We start from the raw sequence: 19304 nt of genomic DNA on the forward strand, positions 1-19304 counted from the left end.
CAAAATATTACCATTACCTGATAAAATCCATCACAAATTGATAAAACTCTTTCGGATTTTCGGCATGTAACCAATGTCCAGCTTTACTTACTGTAGAAATTGATGCTTTAGGAAATTGCATTTTTATTAAGTGTTCATCATTAGCTACAATATATTCCGATCGATCACCACGCAAAAACAACGTATCACCATCGAACTTTAAATAAATTGGTAATGCTTCACCTACTTCGGATATATTTTCTGTTAACACATCTAAGTTCATCCTTAACCCTAATTTACCTTTTTCTACCCAATACAAGTTCTTTAACAAAAATTGCCTTATTCCAAAATTCGAAACATATTTTGAAAGCTGTTTATCTGCTTCTGTTCTTGATTTTATATGATTTAAATCTAGCGACCCTAACCCTTCTAAAATGGCATCATGATGTATTGGATAAAAGCGAGGAGAAATATCAGCAACAACTAATTTTTTAACTATTTCAGGATATTTAGCAGCAAAAAGCATAGCTGTTTTTCCTCCCATTGAGTGTCCAAGTAGAATAATATTCTCTAACTTGTAATGATTACAGTATTTTTTTAAGTCTTCAGCTAAAATATCATAATTAAATTCAGAATCATGAAAACTGCGTCCATGATTGCGCTGATCTACTAAATGTACTTCATACCCTTCTTCACTAAATTGTTTAGCCAATGTTTTCCAATTATCGCCCATCCCAAGAAAACCATGCAATATTAAAAATGGTTCTCCTTTGCCAATTATGTTAGAGTGCAAAAGCATTATTTAAGTTTATTTAAATACATATTTACTACATTTTCAATTCCAAGATACAAGCTTTCGGAAATTAACGCATGACCAATTGAAACTTCTAAAAGATTAGGCATGTTATCTTTAAAAAATTTGATGTTTTCTAGCGACAAGTCGTGTCCTGCATTTATACCTAACCCTACTTCATTACATCTAAGCGCGCAAGCAACATAAGGCTCAATAGCTTTTTTATTTCCTAAACTGTATTGATGCGCAAAAGCTTCGGTATAAAGCTCAATTCTATCTGTTCCAGTTTCTAAAGCACCATCAACTTGTGAAACCTCAGGATCTAAAAAAATAGAAGTTCTAATACCATTGTTTTTAAATTCCTTGATAATGTCTGTTAAAAAATCTTTGTGCTTTATGGTATCCCAACCAGCATTGCTAGTTATAGCATCTTCAGCATCTGGTACTAAAGTGACTTGTGTTGGTTTTATATCTAAAACCATATCGACAAATTTTGGAATTGGATTCCCTTCAATATTATACTCTGTATATACAATAGGTTTTAAATCGTAAGCATCTTGGTATCGAATATGGCGCTCGTCTGGACGTGGATGAATAGTGACTCCTTGAGCTCCAAACTCCTGAACATCTTTAGCAAACTGGACTACATTTGGTGTGTTTCCACCTCTTGAGTTTCTTAATGTCGCTATCTTATTTATGTTTACACTTAACTTTGTCATCTGTGAAATTTTAAACACAAAAATACAAAGTAAGTTAGGCTTATTGTACTTATTTTTGATTATTTTGCAATAGAAAATAATCCACATTATGCCTTTAAGCGAGTATATAATTAATGATATAAAACCACTAAAGGTCACCAACAAAATAGGTGATGCCCAACATTTGTTTAATCAACTAACTTATTCGCATATTCCTATCCAAAAAGATAATGTTTATATAGGTTGTATCTCTGAAACTGATGCACACTGTTTTGATTCGGATAAACTCATATCAGATCATCTATATACTCTAGAAGGTTTTTTTGTTAGGAGATCTACGCTTTGGCTTGATGTTTTAGAGGCTTTTGCTCAAAAAGACACGAATATTATGCCTGTTTTAGGTGACAATAATGAATATCTCGGTTATTATGAGTTAAATGATATTATAGCCATGTTCAACCAAACACCTTTTTTCTCAGAACCAGGAGGTATTTTAATCGTTGAAAAAGGGTATAACGATTATGCTTTTAGTGAAGTGTGCCAAATAGTTGAATCTAATAATGGAAAGCTTTTAGGTGCCTTTATTTCTAAGGTAGAAAGTGATATGGTACAGATTACTTTGAAAATTGGTAGCTCTGGACTTAACGAAATTATACAAAGTTTTAGGCGCTATAGCTACAACATTATCTCTGGTCATGAAGAGGATACGTTTATACAAAACCTTAAAGACCGCTCCGATTATTTAAACAAATACTTAAACCTGTAAACTTATGAAGGTTGCCATTTACGGTCAAGTGTATCAAAAAAGCTCGTTAGCTCCAATTGAGAGCTTACTTCGTGTTTGTAGCAAAAAGTTATTTAATGTTTATATAGAAACCTCATTTTTTAATTCCATAAACAAAGAAGAAAGCATCCAAAAAATTACAAGTGACTTTAAGACTTTTAATGAGCTTGATAATACTTTTGAATTATTAATAAGTATTGGAGGCGATGGTACAATTTTAAGAGCTGTTACTTATATTCGCGATTTAAATATTCCAATAATAGGTATTAATACTGGTCGTTTAGGCTTTTTAGCAACCATACAAAAGAACAACATTGCCAAAGCCATAGACGATATTACTAAAGGGAATTACCGGATTTCTGAAAGATGCCTTCTTACCATACGAACTGAACCAGAAAATGAATCCTTATTCGATTTTAATGTAGCCTTAAACGAAATTGCTGTAAGCAGAAAAAACACAACCTCTATGATTACCGTTGAGACTAGTTTAAATGATGAATATTTAACCTCTTATTGGGCTGATGGACTTATTATATCTACACCAACAGGATCAACAGGTTATTCCCTAAGTTGTGGAGGTCCAGTTATTATGCCAGAATCAGACAGCATTACCTTAACACCTATTGCACCTCATAATTTAAATGCAAGACCATTAGTTATTCAAAATTCAACCGAAATAAAGTTACGAGTAAGCGGTAGAGAAGACAGTTATTTAGTGTCTCTCGATTCTAGGATAGCGACACTAGACAATAATTCTACCGTTATCATTAAACTGGCCGACTTCAAAATTAAAATGATTGAGCTTAACAGCGAAAGCTTTTTAAGCACACTTCGCAACAAATTGCTTTGGGGAGAAGACAAGCGCAATTAGATTTAAGACAATAAATTAGCTTAAATAATGTTTATCAGTAATACTAAACGACAAATTATAATAGGCTCATCTTATTTATTATATTTGCAAACTTTTAAACATTTATGAGGTATTTAACCGTTATTATTTTATGTGCATTTAGCTATCAATTAAATTATGCCCAAATTTACGAGGTTGGAGTTTTTGCTGGTGGAAGTAATCTCATTGGAGATGTAGGCGCTACAAATTATATTGCACCTAACCAATTAGCCATAGGTGGTGTGTTTAAATGGAATAGAAGCCCAAGGCATTCGTATAGGCTGTCTATAATTTCTTCTAACTTAGATGCTAAAGATTCAAAATCAGACGACCCAAGAAGAATTGATCGTGATTATGAATTTAATGGTAATATTCTTGAAGTTGCTCTAGGCATGGAATTTACATTTTTTGATTTTAATCTTCATGACGATGGCAATAAAGCAACACCATACATATATGCAGGCTTGTCATTTACTAAGCATGACAACTATTATTTTAGAAATGGCATTCAAACCTCGGAAAACGATTCTAGTTGGGCTACAGGAATACCAATGGCATTAGGCTATAAAACAACACTAACAGATCATATTATTCTGGCAGCCGAAATAGGTGCACGCTACACATTTTCGGATGAATTGGATGGTAGTTTCCCTAAAAATGATGCACTTTTTAATTATAGTTTTGGAAACTTAAACAATAATGACTGGTATATGTTTACTGGTATTACTTTAACATATACATTTGCACGAAAACCCTGTTACTGCGATTTTTAACGTGGATATAAAAAATCAAATACATATAGACCAACTCCCTCAGCACATTGCTATTATTATGGATGGTAATGGTCGTTGGGCAAAACAAAAAGGAAAACTACGTGTATTTGGACATGAAAAAGGCAGTAAAGCAGTTAAACGCGTTGTAGAAGGCTGTGCCGAACTTGGTGTTAAAAATTTAACACTATATGCTTTTTCTACTGAAAATTGGAACAGACCAAGATTAGAGGTTCAAACACTTATGAAGCTTTTAATTTCTTCTTTAAAAAAAGAGATAAAAACACTTCAAAAAAACAACATTAAACTTAATGCCATTGGCAATCTAAAAGCCTTACCAAATAAGGTATATACTGAGTTAATGGATGTTATAGAGCTAACAAAATCTAACAATCACTTAACTTTAACATTAGCATTAAGTTATGGCTCAAGAGATGAGTTAATAAATACCATCAAAGAAATAAGCATTAAAGTTAAAAATAATATAATTTCGCCAGAAAAAATTGATGAATCGGTAATAAATGAGCATCTTTACACGCAAAATTTGCCAGACGTCGATTTATTGATTAGAACAAGTGGCGAACAACGTATAAGTAATTTCCTTTTATGGCAAATTGCTTATGCCGAACTATATTTTACTAATGTATATTGGCCAGACTTTACAAAACAACATTTGTATGAGGCCATTATAAATTATCAAAAAAGAGAAAGACGATTTGGAAAAACGAGTGAACAACTTAGTTAATATTAAACTATTGAGAACACATATTACTAGACTATTATTTATTGCTTTTATACTAAGTAGTGTGTCTATAACCGCACAGATAGGCAATACTCAAAACTCTAAAACCTATACTATAGGAGACATAATTGTAACAGGAAGCACTAGCTTTGGAGCCGAAACAGTTATAACCTATTCTGGGTTACGAAAAGGACAAGAAATTACGGTACCTAGAACATCGCAATCTAAAATTGCTGAAGCTGTAAAAAAACTTTGGAATTCGGATCTTTTCAGTAGCATCAATATCTATATAAGCAGTATAGAAGGCAATGTAGCCAATTTAGAAATTCATTTACAAGATCTCCCAGAACTAAAGGATGTTAAAATTGAAGGTGTTAAAAAATCGAAGTTCGATGACATCATAAAAGACAACAAACTTAGCCCTGGAGTTAAAGTAACCGAGAACCTAATAAAGACTACCGAAAATTACTTGGAGAGCACTTACCAGAAAAAAGGGTTCCTAAAAGCAAATGTCACCATTACAACCTCCGAAGTAACAGATTCTATTGATAAGCAACGCGTAAACATGAAGCTTAATATAGATAAAGGAAATAAAGTAAAAGTGAAAGACATAGTGTTTAATGGCAGAGAAAAACTCAAGGCTAAAAAGCTAAAAAAAGCCATGAAAAACACTAAGAAGAAAAATCCTATTAGAATATTTAAACGTTCAAAATATATTGAAGCAGACTTTAATGAGGATTTAGTAAGCATTATTGACACATATAAAGAGAACGGTTACAGAGATGCTCGTATCATTTCAGACTCTTTAATATACAACCCAGACAATACAGTTTCTTTAGTTATTAATTTAGAAGAAGGTGAAAAATACACCTATGGAGATATTAAATTTTTAGGAAACACTGTATATACAGATGAATTATTAAATAGAATTCTTAGAATAAACAAGGGTGATACTTACAATGGTGTAGAACTTAAAAAGCGTATTCAAGACGAAACTAAACCTGATGGCGATGATATAGCAAATCTGTATCAAAATAGCGGTTATTTATTCTCAAGCATTACACCTGTTGAAACGAGTGCCGATGGAAATGTGATTGACATGGAAATTAGAATTATTGAAGGGAAACCTGCTTATTTTAATAAAATATCGGTTGTCGGCAACGACAAAACAAACGACCATGTTATTTACAGAGAAATCAGGACACGTCCAGGCCAAAGATATAGCAAAGCAGATGTTATTCGTACTATTCGAGAATTAGGGCAATTAGGGTTTTTTGATGCTCAACAAATTGAACCTAATTTCAAAAATGTAAATGCCAACGATGGCACTCTAGATATGGAATACTCTGTAGTAGAGCGCGGATCAAGCCAAATAGAACTACAAGGTGGTTATGGTGGTGGTGGTTTTATTGGTACTTTAGGCTTATCGTTTAATAACTTTTCTATTAAAGATATCTTTAAAAAAGACGCCTACAAACCTATTCCAATGGGAGATGGTCAAAAACTAGCATTACGCCTTCAAGCAAGTAGATTTTACCAAACCTATAGTTTTTCATTTTCTGAACCTTGGTTTGGAGGAAAAAAACCAGTAAGTTTCTCTACATCACTATCACACACAAAGCAATTTTTATATAATCCTGCTACAAGAAATGCTGATAAAGACAGACGTTTTAACATTACAGGGCTTTCTGTTGGATTAGCAAAAAGATTATCGGTTCCAGATGATTACTTTGTATTATCTCAAGCCATTAGTTTTCAGCATTACGACTTAAAAAATTATAACACAGGTTTATTCACCTTTGGTAATGGGTCTTCAAACAATTTAGCATATACCATTGGCCTAAGTAGAAATAATACCAATGTAGATCCTATATATCCAACAGGCGGTTCAAATTTTAGTGTGACTGCAAAACTATCATTACCTTACTCGGTCTTTAATAAGGTTGATTATAAAGCATTAAAAGAAGAAAGAGCAGATCAGTTAGAAATTCAAAACAATACAACACTTTCTAACTCTACTAGAAATGATGCTGCCGATAGAATTTCGGAAATAGATCAAGAACGTTTTAAATGGTTAGAATTTTACAAAGTAAAATTTAATGGCGAGTGGTATGCAAGAGTTATTGGCGACATGGTATTGAGACCTAAAGTGGAGTTTGGTTTTTTAGGTGCATATAATAACGATAGAGGAGTAATTCCTTTTGAACGCTATTTTGTTGGTGGTGATGGTATGGGAACTTATAGTTTAGATGGTAGGGAAGCTATTTCACTACGAGGGTATCCAAACCAATCATTATCTTCGCAAGATGGTGGAACAATTTATAATAAGTTTTCTTTAGAATTAAGATACCCTATTACTTTAAAATCGCAACAAGCAAAAATTTATGCTTTAGCGTTTTTAGAAGCTGGTGCATCGTATGATAATTTTAGAGATTACAATCCATTTGCATTAAAACGTTCGGCTGGTTTTGGTATTAGATTGTTTATGCCTGCATTTGGTTTATTAGGTATTGATTTTGGTCATGGTTTCGACCCATTACCAGGACAAGCAGTGAAGCATGGATGGGAAACACACTTTATAATTGGACAACAATTTTAAGTTTGGCACGATATTTTCTATTTACAGTGTAACTTTTACAGTTTAACGATTTAATTAGTGCGGTAAAATTTTTCAAAATATATTTCGTTTATTTGATAAATATTAATGCTCGCACCAAATCAAAAAATTTGTCTGTTAGTGTTAAAAATTAAAACCAAAGCAATTATAAAAAGCATATACGGATGAAAACAAAAGTTCTTTTTTTACTGACAATAACATCCTTTATTAGTCTATCTAGTTTTGCACAACGAAGTGTAAGAATTGGTTATATAGATACTGAGTATATTTTACAAAACGTCCCTGAATACCAAAGCGCTTCATCTCAATTAGAATCAAAGGTTGATAAATGGAAAAATGAGATAGAAAAACGTTTAAGCGAAATAGATCAAAAGAAAAAACAACTCTCTTCAGAAAGTGTATTATTGACACCCGAATTAATCCAGGAACGTCAAGAAGAAATTAGCATAGAAGAAAATGAAGTTTTAGATTATCAGCAAAAGCGTTTTGGCCCAAATGGCGATTTAATGATACAACGGAAGCAATTAATGCAGCCCATTCAAGATCAAATTTTTACAGCAGTACAGGAAATTGCTAGTAATAAAAAATATGATTTTGTATTTGATAAATCAGCCGATGTAGTCATGCTTTACTCAGCCGATAGATACGATATTAGTGACCAAGTACTACGTACTATTACCCGAACTGCAAAACGTACTCAGGTTCAAAATCGTAAAGAAAAAAGAGCTGCCGAAGCCGAAGAAATTGTACCTGAAGTTAACGAAAGTCAAGAAGCTAGAGCACAAGCATTAGCAGACAAAAAGGCGAATCGTGAAAAAGAAATTGCAGATAAGCGCGCTAAACAGCAAGCCAATCGTGACGCAAAGAAAAAAGCTCTTGAAGAAAAAAGACAAAAAATTCTTGAAGATCGTGCTAAAGCAAGACAGGAAAAGTTAGATGCTCGCAATAATACTAGTAATGCAGAAACAAAGACAGATAATGTAAAAGAGGATACTGCAAAAAAAGTTAATGAAGAAGCTAAAACTGAAACCAAAAAAGCTGAAGAACCAAAATTAAGTGCTGCTGAAAAAAGAAAACAAACCCTTGAAGAAAAGAAAAAGAAAATATTAGCCGATAGACAAGCTAAAATTGATGATATAAAAAAAGAAAAAGAAGCTGCTAAAAAACCAACCGATAGCACAACAAAGAAATTAAGTCCAAAAGAAGCTCGTAAAAAAGCACTTGAAGAAAAGAAAAAAAAAATATTAGCCGACAGAAAAGCAAAATTAGAAGCCAAAAAAGTACAAGACAGTATAAAAAAGGCTAAAAACAATAACAATTAGAACTTAGAATAATTAATAGACAACAATTTATAACACAATTTATTTAAAATGAAACACTTAAAGACCTTAGTATTAGCAATCGCACTTTTAGTTGGAAGTACCAGTTTTATGAATGCGCAAAGTAAAGTTGCTCATATTAACACGCAGGAGTTAATAGCTGCGATGCCTGAAACCAAAGCAGCACAAGCTGAATTAGAAAAATTAGGTAAAACCTATGAAGTACAAATACAAGACATGGGTAAAGAATATGATAAGAAAGTAAAGCAGTATGATGCTGAAGCTTCAACGAAAACTCAAGAAGAAAATCAAAAAAGAGTACAAGAAGTAGCTGCTATGGAGCAAAATATCCGTCAATTTCAAGCACAAGCTCAGCAAGAAATGCAGAAAAAAGAGTTTGATTTATTAAAACCTATTACCGAAAAAGCTAAAGAAGCAATTTTAAAAGTTGCCAGAGCTCAAGGGTTTCATTATGTATTAGACTCTACACAAGGGCAAGGTGTGATTCTTGCCGATGGTAAAGACTTACTAGCAGATGTAAAGAAAGAATTAGGATTCTAAAAACCTTCTTAATTAAATAACAATTTTAAAAGCTGTCTTATATAGGCAGCTTTTTTATTTTTGTAGTATTATGAGTAAGCAACCTATTGGCATTTTCGATTCAGGAGTTGGTGGCACTTCCATTTGGAGGGAAATACATGCCTTATTACCATTTGAAAATACTATTTATTTAGCTGATAGCAAAAATGCACCTTATGGTCCAAAAGGAAAGAAACAGATAATAACTCTCTGCGAAAAGAATGTCGAATTCCTTCTAGAAGAAAACTGCAAACTTATTGTTGTTGCTTGTAATACAGCAACTACCAATGCCATAAAACATATACGTGATAACTATAACATTCCTTTTATAGGTATAGAGCCTGCCATAAAACCAGCTGCGTTACAAACAAAAACCAACGCCATTGGTATTTTAGCTACAAAAGGCACACTTTCTAGTGAGCTATTCCATAAAACCACGAACCTTTTTGGCAACGGCATTACAATTATTGAGCAAGAAGGAGAAGGCATTGTACAGCTTATAGAAACTGGAAAATTACACTCCGAAGAAATGAAAGGGTTGCTAAACATGTATTTAAAACCCATGATTAAAGCTAATATAGACCACTTAGTACTTGGTTGTACGCATTACCCTTACTTAATGCCAATACTTCTTGAAATACTTCCAAAACACGTTAAAATAATTGATTCTGGGGAAGCTGTGGCCAAACAAACCAAAGCTATTTTAGAAAAGCATCAATTACTTAATACTAGTAAAGTAAAAGCTAAACATCAATTTTACACCAATGGAAACCCTAAAGTTATGACTGAGCTTTTAGATAGCAACTATAATGTTGAGTATTTGGAGTTTTAAACTACTCCTTAAACCAACTAGAGTATTTCACATAATTATCAGCAATTCTGTTAATCTCTCCTGAAATAAGTTCTTTGCTAATATCTTTTACTTTTTTAGCAGGAATACCTGCATAAATACTACCAGCTTCCACTCTAGTGTTTTTTGTTACCACTGCTCCTGCAGCAATAATACTGTTACTTTCCACTACACAGTCGTCCATGACGATGCTTCCCATGCCAATAAGTACATTATCTTTGATGGTACAACCATGTACTATAGCATTATGACCAATACTTACATTGTTGCCTATGTTTGTTGGCGAGGTTTTATACGTTGCGTGAATCACTGCGCCATCTTGCACATTGACTTTGTTTCCCATTTTAATGTAATGTACATCACCACGAATTACGGCATTAAACCAAATACTACATTGGTTTCCCATGGTAACTTCTCCTACAATGGTTGCGTTTTCTGCAACATAACAATTTTTAGGTATTTGAGGTGATTTTCCGTTTACTGGTTTTACGATTGACATTTCAATTCCTTTGAAGAAAGGAATCACATTATTTTTGTTGAGAATTCCTTTAAGTTATTACTATTTCTTTTCTTGAGATTTCTGCTTTTCCTTTTTACTTATCAATAACTTTGTTAACGTTTACTAAGTATCTTGTAAACCCCAAATCTGTTAATGCTTATTCGAAATATTTAAGTGTTTCGTTAGAAAAAAGTTTGGTTATAAATTTATAGCAGGACAGTTACATTCATATTTTTCTCGTCGGCATCCAAAGTTAATACCTAGGGTAATTTGATGAAACCCTCCATTGTTAAAAACTACTGAATTGGCTTGATACGAATAAGTATAAGCAAACACAAAGTTTTTATAGTTGATACCTACTAGTGGTGTAAAATATTGTAGTTTTTGACTACTTACACCAGTGCCATTTAAATATTCAGCACCATCTAAACTGGTTCTGTATGATATTCCTGCCCAAAGCTTACCAAACTCCATTTCTTTGTAAGCTTTCATATTTAAATCTATTAAAGACTCCTTGGTTGCATCACGATGCATAAACATAATTGAAGGTTCGTAACTCCATTCACTACCTAATCTGCTAAACACATTCCCAGCAGAAAATAAATACGTTCTTAAATTATTATAGCTTAATCCTTGTTCGTTAAAATTAATACCATCGTTTGCTAAAACATTCTTTACGGTGGCGTGTGCATAAAAATCTAAAAAATGGTATGAAAATCCAAAATCAATATTAAAATTCGTAGCACTTTGTTCTATTCCAGAGATAATTGGATCAAAACCATCTGCTAAAAAAGAAGTTTCATCTAATTTATACTGAATCATTCCTGCGCTCAATCCAAACGATAACATATTCAAATCAATTGGATTCCTAGAAAACATTAAATGATGTGCATAAGTTAAATAAGCTCCAGTTTGCGAGTGATATCCATTTTTGTCGTTAAAAGCAATGGCGCCATATGCCGAAGGCGTTTCACCAAATCTACCATTAACACTCAATGTTTGTAAGCTTGGTGCATTAGATTGCCCAAGCCATTGTTGGCGACCAGTAAGTCTTACTTTATTACAATTGGCAACACCAGCCATGGATGGATGGATTAAATAATAGTTATCTGTTAAGTAATCAGAATATATTGGCAACCCTTCTTGCGCGTTCGAAAACTGCAACATCCCAAGCGTTATGAGGCATAAAAAAAGTCTTTTCAATTTCATATAATTTTATTTCAAGGCAATTAGGGCAATATCGTTTACCTTATTTATTAATTTAGAACGAATACTAAATTTAGGTTAATGATTCTCAAATATATATATAACTCGACATTTCTTTTATTATTTTTGCAAAAAAATAACTGTAATGAAAAAAATTGAGGTTTCAATTCAAGAAACAAACAATCCAACCATATTAAAATTTGAAACAAATTCGTTCTTAACTCAGTATGAAAGTTTTGAGTATAACAACATTGATGAAGCTAAAAATTCACCACTTGCACAACAGCTGTTTTATTTACCTTTTGTAAAAAAAGTCTATATCTCAGGGAATTTTATAGCTATAGAACGTTTTAATATTGTAGAATGGAGCGATGTAAAGGAAGAAGTAAAAGAGCAAATAGAAGCTTATATAAATAATGGAGGTGTTGTTGTTACTTCAACAGAAAAAAATAAGAAAGCAGCAGTAACTGTTTATGCCGAAAGCACACCAAATCCTTCAGTATTAAAATTTGTTGCTAATAAAAATTTAGCACCTTTCATGCTTGAATTCACTTCTATTGACGAAGCTAAATCTTCTCCTTTCGCTACAGAGTTATTTCATTTTCCTTTTGTAAAAAGTGTTTTTATAGACAAAAACTACGTGTCTATTACTAAATATGATGTTGCTGAATGGAATGATATCACAATGGAACTTAGAGAATTTATTAGAGCTTACATAGAAAACGGAAAAGTAATAGTGACTGACGACGCTCCTGAAATGAGCCAAAATACCGAAGTAGCAAAAGAAGAACAATTTGAAACATTAGATGATGTCTCAAAAGAAATTGTAAATATCTTAGAAGAATATGTAAAGCCAGCTGTAGCAAGTGATGGTGGTAATATTCAATTTAAATCTTACGACTCACAAACTAAAAAGGTTAAGGTTATTTTACAAGGTGCTTGTAGTGGCTGCCCTTCTTCTACTTTTACTTTAAAAAACGGCATAGAAAATATGCTTAAAGAAATGTTACAAGGCAAGGTTGAAACTGTCGAAGCTATAAATGGTTAAATAAATCATCTTAATACATTATAAAGCGTTTCTTTTGAAACGCTTTTTTTATACCCTTTTTTGTAAATTTGGAATAAATACATTTGATTGTTTCTATCATTAACTTCTTAAAATTTTCAAATAGTACCATTAAAACAAAAGCATGACACACCAATATACCAACGAGCTTATTAATGAAACGAGTCCGTATTTGTTGCAACATGCACATAACCCAATACATTGGAAAGCTTGGAACGATAATACCTTAGCCGAAGCCAAAGAAAAAAACAGGCTCATCATTATTAGTGTTGGTTATGCAGCTTGCCATTGGTGTCATGTTATGGAACATGAAAGCTTTGAAAATATTGAAGTCGCTCAAGTAATGAACAACAATTACATTAACATTAAAGTTGATAGAGAAGAACGTCCAGATATTGACCAGGTGTATATGAATGCTGTTCAGTTACTAACAGGAAGTGGTGGTTGGCCATTAAATGTTGTCGCTTTACCAGATGGCAGACCTGTTTGGGGTGGTACCTATTTTAAAAAAGAGCAATGGATAAAAACACTTGAACAAATAGCAGATTTATACATTACTAATCCAGAAAAATTGCATGAATATGCTGAAAAACTAGAAACTGGAATAAAATCATTAGATATAGTAAGCTTAAACACTAATGACATAAATTTTAAAAAGTCTATTATTGACAATGCTATAAATAGTTGGTCTCAAAACTTTGACTATGAAAAAGGAGGCACCAATCGTGCCCCAAAATTTATGATGCCTAATAATCTTCATTTTTTATTGAGAGAGGCTTATCAAAACAATCATGTAGAGCTTCAAAAATATGTAAATATTACGCTTACAAAAATTGCCTATGGTGGTATTTTTGATCACATAGGTGGAGGTTTTTCTCGGTATTCGGTAGATAATAAATGGCATGTGCCTCATTTTGAAAAAATGCTTTATGATAATGCCCAATTAGTTAGTTTATATAGCGATGCTTATTTAGCAACTAAAAACCCACTTTACAAAGAGGTTGTTTATGATACTCTAGATTTTGTAGGACGTGAACTCACTAATAATGATGGTACATTTTACTCTTCTTTAGATGCCGATAGTATCAACAAAAAAGGAGATTTAGAAGAAGGTGCTTTTTATGTTTGGTCTAAAAAAGAGCTGCAAAATTTATTAGATGAAGATTTTCAATTATTTTCAGATTATTACTCTATTAACGATTATGGCTTTTGGGAGCATGGTAATTATGTATTGATTAGAAAACAATCTGAAGGAGTTATTACAAAAAAGCATAACATCTCAACCAAAGTTCTAAAAGAAAAGCTGAAAAACTGGAAATCCATACTATTAAAAGAAAGAGAGAAAAGAAATAGACCAAGATTAGATGATAAAATTCTAACATCATGGAATGCCTTAATGACCAAAGGTTATATAGATGCCTATCGTATTTTTAATGAAGAACGGTTTTTAAAAGCTGCACTAAAAAATGCACAATTCATTATTAGTATTCAATCTAAAAACGATGGAGGTTTAAATCACAACTATAAAAATGGGAAAAGCACTATTAATGGCTACCTAGAAGACTATGCAACAACCATAGATGCTTTTATATCTATTTATGAAAACACCTTAGATGAAAAATGGCTAAGATATGCTAGAAATTTACTAAACTATACACTAGATTATTTCTTTGATGATAAAAGTAATATGTTCTTTTTTACTTCAAATCTAGACACTGCCTTAGTGTCTAGAACTATAGAGTATCGAGACAATGTTATTCCAGCAAGCAACTCAATAATGGCTAAAAATTTGTTTAAATTATCACATTATTTTGGTAATTCTTCTTACGAAAAAATAGCCACAACCATGTTAAATAACATGTTACCAGAACTAGAAAAATATCCTTCAGCGTTTTCTAATTGGATGGATTTAATGCTTAATTATACCAATAATTATTACGAAGTTGCTATTGTTGGAAAACATGCTGAAAAGAAATTAATTGCTTTAAACAAAACATATATCCCGAATAAGCTTATTGCAGGAAGCAACGAAGAAAATGATTTACCTTTATTAAAAGGTAGATACTCCGAAGATAAAACACTTATATATGTGTGTGTTAATAAAGCTTGTCAATTTCCAGTATCTGAAATTAATAAAGCATTTGATTTAATGAAATAATACTTAAAAATGGATATTCTAATCACAGTTTTAATAAGCATCGTCGCTATTGAGCATATTTACTTTCTAATATTAGAAATGTTTCTTTGGACCAAACCAAAAGGCATCAAAACCTTTGGATTAAAATCTAAAGAATTTGCTGAAGACACAAAGGTTTTAGCTGCAAATCAAGGGCTATACAATGGGTTTTTAGCAGCAGGCTTGATATATTCCCTGATTATAGGAGATAAAAACTTTTCTGTTTTCTTTCTAGTTTGTGTGACTATTGCCGCCATTTATGGGTCGTATAGCACACAAAAAGCTCGCTTGTTTTATATTCAAGGAATTCCTGCTTTATTCGCACTAATAATAATATTAATTAACACTTAAAAACAATAGTAAAAATGAAATTAGAAAACATATTAGATAAACTTATAGACTTCGCATCAGTTTACGGTATCAAAGTCATTGGAGCCATAATAATATGGATTATTGGTTCTTGGGTTATCAAAAAAATAATAAGAGGTATTAAAAAAGTAATGTCTAAACGTGATTATGATGAAAGTCTTCAAAAGTTTTTATTAAACCTTATTCATTGGTCTTTAAAAATCCTTTTAGTAATTGCTATTTTAGGGCAGTTAGGTGTTGAAACAACCTCTTTTGCAGCGATATTAGCAGCCGCTGGTTTAGCAATTGGAATGGCTTTACAAGGAAGTTTAGGTAATTTTGCAGGAGGTGTATTGTTAATGATTTTTAAACCTATAAAAATTGGAGATCTTATTGAAGCACAAGGTGAAATTGGCGTAGTTAAGGAGATAGAAATTTTTACAACTAAACTTACTGGTCTTTCAAACAAAGAAATAATTATTCCTAACGGAGCTTTATCCAATGGAAACATTATAAATTATACTACTGAAGGTACACGTCGTGTGGATTTAACCTTTGGTGTTGGATACGATTCAAACATAAAACAAACCAAGGAGGTGCTAATGCAAGTACTTACATCTCATCCTTTAGTGCTTAAAGATCCTCAACCCACTGTAAATGTTTCGGAATTAGCTGATAGTTCTGTGAATTTTGCTGTAAGACCTTGGTGTAAATCTGAAGATTATTGGGCTGTTTATTTTGATATAACCGAACAAACTAAAGAAGCTCTTGATGCCGCTGGTATTGAAATCCCTTACCCTCATCAAGTAGAAATACATAAAGAAAGCTAAGATTTAGGCTTAATAGCAATAAAATCTTTTAGGTAATAAGGTTCAAAATAGGCGACATCTTCGATGTCGCTTTTCTTATACTTTTGATAAGCCAATTGGCTCATTTCATTTGCCGAAGGTAGTTTAGACTCAATAAAAATGGCATTGGTATGAGATATAAGCTCTTTTGTTTTATTAACGCCATTACCTATAAAAAACACTTCCCCAACATCTAAATACATGCCAAAAGAATTATCATCAAGTATTTGTGCTTGAGTGTCTCTTATTTGATTGTAGTTAGCATCAAAAACTGCCGAATAGACTTCCATACGTCTAGCATCTAGCATTGGGATTATAACGCCAGTTTCTGCACTAACTTGATGTGCTAAACTTTCTAGAGTAGGAATAGATATTAATGGTATGTCTAAGGCAAAACAAAGCCCCTTTGCTGCCGAAACGCCAATACGTAGTCCTGTATAGGAACCTGGGCCTTTACTAATGGCTATGGCTTTTAAGTCGCCTAAAGAAACGTTTGCTTCTTTCAATACCTCATCAATATAAACGTGTAATCGTTCTGCGTGAGAATAGTTACTATTGTAATCTTCTTTTAAAACAACAGTCTCTCCGTTATTTGAAAGAGAGACTGAACAGTTTGTTGTTGATGTTTCTATGTTAAGTATATAATTCAATCTTTATAACACAATGGTTTTTCCGATGTAAAAATCTAAAACTTTTGTCTTAAAAACAAAATCATACTTTGCATTTATTAAAGATGACTCTGCATTAATTAATCTAATTCTAGCTTGTTCTAATTCAAAAGCATTCATATTACCTAAGTTATAGCGTTCTTGCGTATTAGAAAATGATAATTGCTGAGCTTCTAATGATTTTTGAGCTGCAATATACGCTTTAAGAGCTGCTTGGGCGTCAGTAAAGGCTCTTTGAATATTAGACTCTAAGGTTAATTTTGCCTGGTCTAAATCTAATTTTGAGTTCTCTTCTCTAATTTTTGATTTAGCGACCGCTGTTTTATTTTGAAACCTAGAAAAGATTGGGATATTTACATTTAAACTAAACCTATGAGACTTTTGATCTTTAAATTGTTGGAAAAAACTTGCTTCAGTTTGAGATAAATTTGTGAAAAATGCATTTGTGCCAAGTCCGTAACTTGCACTTACACTAGGCATAAAGCCACTTTTAGAAATTTCGGTGCTTAGTTCGGCGTTTTCTATATTCTTTTCAGCAACTTTAATTTCGTTTCTGTTCTCCAGCGCGTAGTTTAAAATGGGTTTAATATCTCGATACATTAGTTCGGCGGATGGTGTATCTATGTCTATGATTTCTACATTAAATCCTTCAAACGGTACTTGTAGGAGCTGTGACAAGTTTAATAATGCTAAAGTATAATTATTATTAGCAACTGTTACACTTTGTTCGTCTGTACTTAACGTTGCTTCTACATCGTAAATATTTGCACGAGGTTGTACTCCAGCATCAACCAAGTCTTTAACTTGTTGTAATTGCTTTTTTGAAAATTCGTATTGAGCCTTTGCAGTTTCTAATCGTTCTTTATTAAACAACACATTTAAATAAGCATTTGCAACATTCAACGAAATGTCATCTCTCATCCTGTTAAGCTCTAATTTATTAGTCTCTAAATTTAATTGCGCTTGCTTATATAGGTTGGTCGTTCTAAAGCCATTAAAAATATTTTGATTAACATTAACGCTTAGGTTTGTGCTATTTGTTGTTCTATCAACAACCACTTGCTGCTGACCAATATCAACTCTATTTGTACCAATACCTAAACTATGTCCAACGCTACCACTAACAGAAGGCAAAAAGTTTCCTTTGGCTCCTATAATATCTTGCTCATTAATTAAAAGCGTATTTTCTCCTCTTTGGATGGTAATATTGTTTTCTAAAGCATGGGTGACACATTCTTGGAGTGTCCATACTTTATTATTTTGAGCAGTTACTGAAAAACCAATTAAAAGTAGTAATGCTGCTAGTTTATATTTTATATTCTGCATCATAGTTTTTCTATTAATTGTCATCATCATCATTGTTTTCTTCCTTGGCTTTGTTCCAAACTTTTATTTTGTCTCCTTCTTTAATGCCTTCTGTAATTTCAACATTAATTCCATCAGAAAGTCCTAATTCAACATCTACTTTTTCAAACGACCCATCTTCTTTTTGAATTTCTACAAATGGTTTTTCTGTAATTCTGTTAAACTGTAATAAAGCCTCTTTTATACAAAGGATACTATCTTTACTTTCAATTTCAATTTCAGCGTTAGCACTGTAACCAGCTCTAATTTTAGTAGATGGTTCTACCTCAACATCGGCTTTTATGGTAAACTGTACTGCGCCATTTTCTTCTATCCCTTTAGGTGCCACAAAGGTTAACTTTGCCGGAAATTCTTTTTCGTTAATTGCACCAAGAACTACAATGATGTCTTTTCCTTCTTCTATTTTACCAACCTCGGCTTCATCTACATTTCCTTCAAAGATCATTTTACTCATATCGGCAATGGTAGCAATGGTTGTTCCCGCATTAAAATTATTACTTTGTATGACTTGATCTCCTTCACGAATTGGAATTTGAAGTACCGTTCCAGAAATTTGTGCAATAATGTTTGTATTTGCAGAAGTTCCACCAGACAATGATCCTTGTCTTATAATTTGATAATCGTTTTGTGCTTGCTTTAAACTTTCGTTTGCCTGATTTAACGATAGCTCGCTATTCTCAAAGTCTTGTTTAGAAATAACGCCTTTTTCGAATAAAGCTTTGTTTCTATCGTATAGTGTTTGCGCATTATTTTTAGATAATTCGGCTGTTTTAATTCTACTTCTAGCACTTACTAAGCTTTGCTCGTTTGGAACGACTCTAATTTTAGCTATTAAGTCTCCTTTTTTTACAATATCTCCTTCTTCTACCATTATGTTATCAACAATACCAGATACTTGAGGTTTTAACTCAATTTCTTCTTCTGGGTTTAGCTTTCCTGTTGCTACTACTTTATAGTCGATAGATGTGTAGTAAGGCTCATCGATTTTATAATCTACAACTTCGGCTGTATTAGAATCTTTAAAATATTTTAATACGAATGCTAATAGTATTATTAAAACAATTCCTAAAATAATTTTTACTGGTTTTTTCATTTTTTTAATTGATAT

At 32.4% G+C, this 19304-nt stretch carries 19 protein-coding genes; 12 read left to right on the top strand and 7 right to left on the bottom strand.

Annotated elements, in window-relative coordinates; translation table 11 throughout:
- Positions 1 to 13: 13 nt before the first annotated feature.
- On the bottom strand, positions 14 to 778 hold the full coding sequence (locus E5167_RS14140) for an alpha/beta fold hydrolase (protein WP_136844817.1): 765 nt from the start codon (positions 776 to 778) through the stop codon (positions 14 to 16).
- Positions 778 to 1491 carry a pyridoxine 5'-phosphate synthase gene (locus tag E5167_RS14145; RefSeq protein ID WP_136844818.1) on the bottom strand — a complete coding sequence of 238 codons (714 nt, stop codon included), beginning with the start codon at positions 1489 to 1491 and terminating at the stop codon, positions 778 to 780. Before E5167_RS14145 ends, E5167_RS14140 begins: the two co-directional genes overlap by 1 nt.
- 88 nt (positions 1492 to 1579) lie before the next feature.
- Here E5167_RS14145 and E5167_RS14150 point away from each other — a divergent pair, with 88 nt between their 5' ends.
- From E5167_RS14150 to murI, 8 genes are all read left to right on the top strand, one after another.
- Positions 1580 to 2236 (top strand): CBS domain-containing protein, encoded by a 657-nt coding sequence (locus tag E5167_RS14150; RefSeq protein ID WP_136844819.1) that lies wholly within the window; start codon positions 1580 to 1582, stop codon positions 2234 to 2236.
- Positions 2237 to 2240: 4 nt separating this feature from the next.
- Positions 2241 to 3125, top strand: coding sequence for an NAD kinase (locus E5167_RS14155; protein ID WP_136844820.1), 885 nt, complete (start codon positions 2241 to 2243; stop codon positions 3123 to 3125).
- A 104-nt stretch (positions 3126 to 3229) separates the two neighbouring features.
- On the top strand, positions 3230 to 3916 hold the full coding sequence (gene porG, locus E5167_RS14160) for a type IX secretion system protein PorG (RefSeq protein WP_136844821.1): 687 nt from the start codon (positions 3230 to 3232) through the stop codon (positions 3914 to 3916).
- A 1-nt stretch (position 3917) separates the two neighbouring features.
- Positions 3918 to 4658: an isoprenyl transferase gene (locus E5167_RS14165; protein WP_136844822.1), complete on the top strand. Its 741-nt coding sequence runs from the start codon at positions 3918 to 3920 to the stop codon at positions 4656 to 4658.
- Between the two features lie 10 nt (positions 4659 to 4668).
- Complete coding sequence (bamA, locus tag E5167_RS14170; protein ID WP_239022009.1) at positions 4669 to 7254, top strand: outer membrane protein assembly factor BamA; 2586 nt, start codon at positions 4669 to 4671, stop codon at positions 7252 to 7254.
- A 182-nt stretch (positions 7255 to 7436) separates the two neighbouring features.
- Entirely contained in the window at positions 7437 to 8594 is a 1158-nt protein-coding gene (locus E5167_RS14175; protein ID WP_136844824.1) for an OmpH family outer membrane protein, read from the top strand.
- A 48-nt stretch (positions 8595 to 8642) separates the two neighbouring features.
- Positions 8643 to 9152 (top strand): OmpH family outer membrane protein, encoded by a 510-nt coding sequence (locus E5167_RS14180; protein WP_136844825.1) that lies wholly within the window; start codon positions 8643 to 8645, stop codon positions 9150 to 9152.
- Positions 9153 to 9222: 70 nt separating this feature from the next.
- Positions 9223 to 10002: a glutamate racemase gene (gene murI, locus E5167_RS14185; RefSeq protein ID WP_136844826.1), complete on the top strand. Its 780-nt coding sequence runs from the start codon at positions 9223 to 9225 to the stop codon at positions 10000 to 10002.
- 1 nt (position 10003) lies between these two features.
- Here the strand turns inward: murI and E5167_RS14190 are convergent, their stop codons facing one another.
- Together E5167_RS14190 and E5167_RS14195 are read right to left on the bottom strand one after the other, a co-directional pair.
- Positions 10004 to 10519: a gamma carbonic anhydrase family protein gene (locus E5167_RS14190; RefSeq protein WP_136844827.1), complete on the bottom strand. Its 516-nt coding sequence runs from the start codon at positions 10517 to 10519 to the stop codon at positions 10004 to 10006.
- A 198-nt stretch (positions 10520 to 10717) separates the two neighbouring features.
- Positions 10718 to 11728, bottom strand: coding sequence for a PorP/SprF family type IX secretion system membrane protein (locus E5167_RS14195; protein WP_136844828.1), 1011 nt, complete (start codon positions 11726 to 11728; stop codon positions 10718 to 10720).
- A gap of 142 nt (positions 11729 to 11870) precedes the next feature.
- On the opposite strand from E5167_RS14195, the gene E5167_RS14200 reads away from it, so the two are divergent.
- The 4 genes from E5167_RS14200 to E5167_RS14215 all read left to right on the top strand — a co-directional run bounded on the left by E5167_RS14200 (position 11871) and on the right by E5167_RS14215 (position 16145).
- Entirely contained in the window at positions 11871 to 12773 is a 903-nt protein-coding gene (locus E5167_RS14200) for a NifU family protein (RefSeq protein ID WP_136844829.1), read from the top strand.
- A 142-nt stretch (positions 12774 to 12915) separates the two neighbouring features.
- On the top strand, positions 12916 to 14949 hold the full coding sequence (locus E5167_RS14205; protein WP_136844830.1) for a thioredoxin domain-containing protein: 2034 nt from the start codon (positions 12916 to 12918) through the stop codon (positions 14947 to 14949).
- 9 nt (positions 14950 to 14958) lie between these two features.
- On the top strand, positions 14959 to 15318 hold the full coding sequence (locus tag E5167_RS14210; protein WP_136844831.1) for a DUF1304 domain-containing protein: 360 nt from the start codon (positions 14959 to 14961) through the stop codon (positions 15316 to 15318).
- A gap of 14 nt (positions 15319 to 15332) precedes the next feature.
- Positions 15333 to 16145, top strand: coding sequence for a mechanosensitive ion channel family protein (locus tag E5167_RS14215; RefSeq protein ID WP_136844832.1), 813 nt, complete (start codon positions 15333 to 15335; stop codon positions 16143 to 16145).
- Here E5167_RS14215 and tsaB read toward each other — a convergent pair.
- From tsaB to E5167_RS14230, 3 genes are read right to left on the bottom strand one after another with little or no spacing between them, the layout of a single operon-like run.
- Positions 16142 to 16813, bottom strand: a complete 672-nt coding sequence (tsaB, locus tag E5167_RS14220) for a tRNA (adenosine(37)-N6)-threonylcarbamoyltransferase complex dimerization subunit type 1 TsaB (protein WP_136844833.1) — start codon at positions 16811 to 16813, stop codon at positions 16142 to 16144. The two genes, E5167_RS14215 and tsaB, sit on opposite strands and share 4 nt — an antisense overlap.
- A gap of 3 nt (positions 16814 to 16816) precedes the next feature.
- Positions 16817 to 18160: a TolC family protein gene (locus E5167_RS14225; protein ID WP_169301439.1), complete on the bottom strand. Its 1344-nt coding sequence runs from the start codon at positions 18158 to 18160 to the stop codon at positions 16817 to 16819.
- A 10-nt stretch (positions 18161 to 18170) separates the two neighbouring features.
- Complete coding sequence (locus E5167_RS14230; protein ID WP_136844835.1) at positions 18171 to 19289, bottom strand: efflux RND transporter periplasmic adaptor subunit; 1119 nt, start codon at positions 19287 to 19289, stop codon at positions 18171 to 18173.
- Between the last annotated feature and the right edge of the window lie 15 nt (positions 19290 to 19304).

Source organism: Pontimicrobium aquaticum (assembly GCF_005047595.1).
GTDB lineage: Bacteria > Bacteroidota > Bacteroidia > Flavobacteriales > Flavobacteriaceae > Pontimicrobium > Pontimicrobium aquaticum.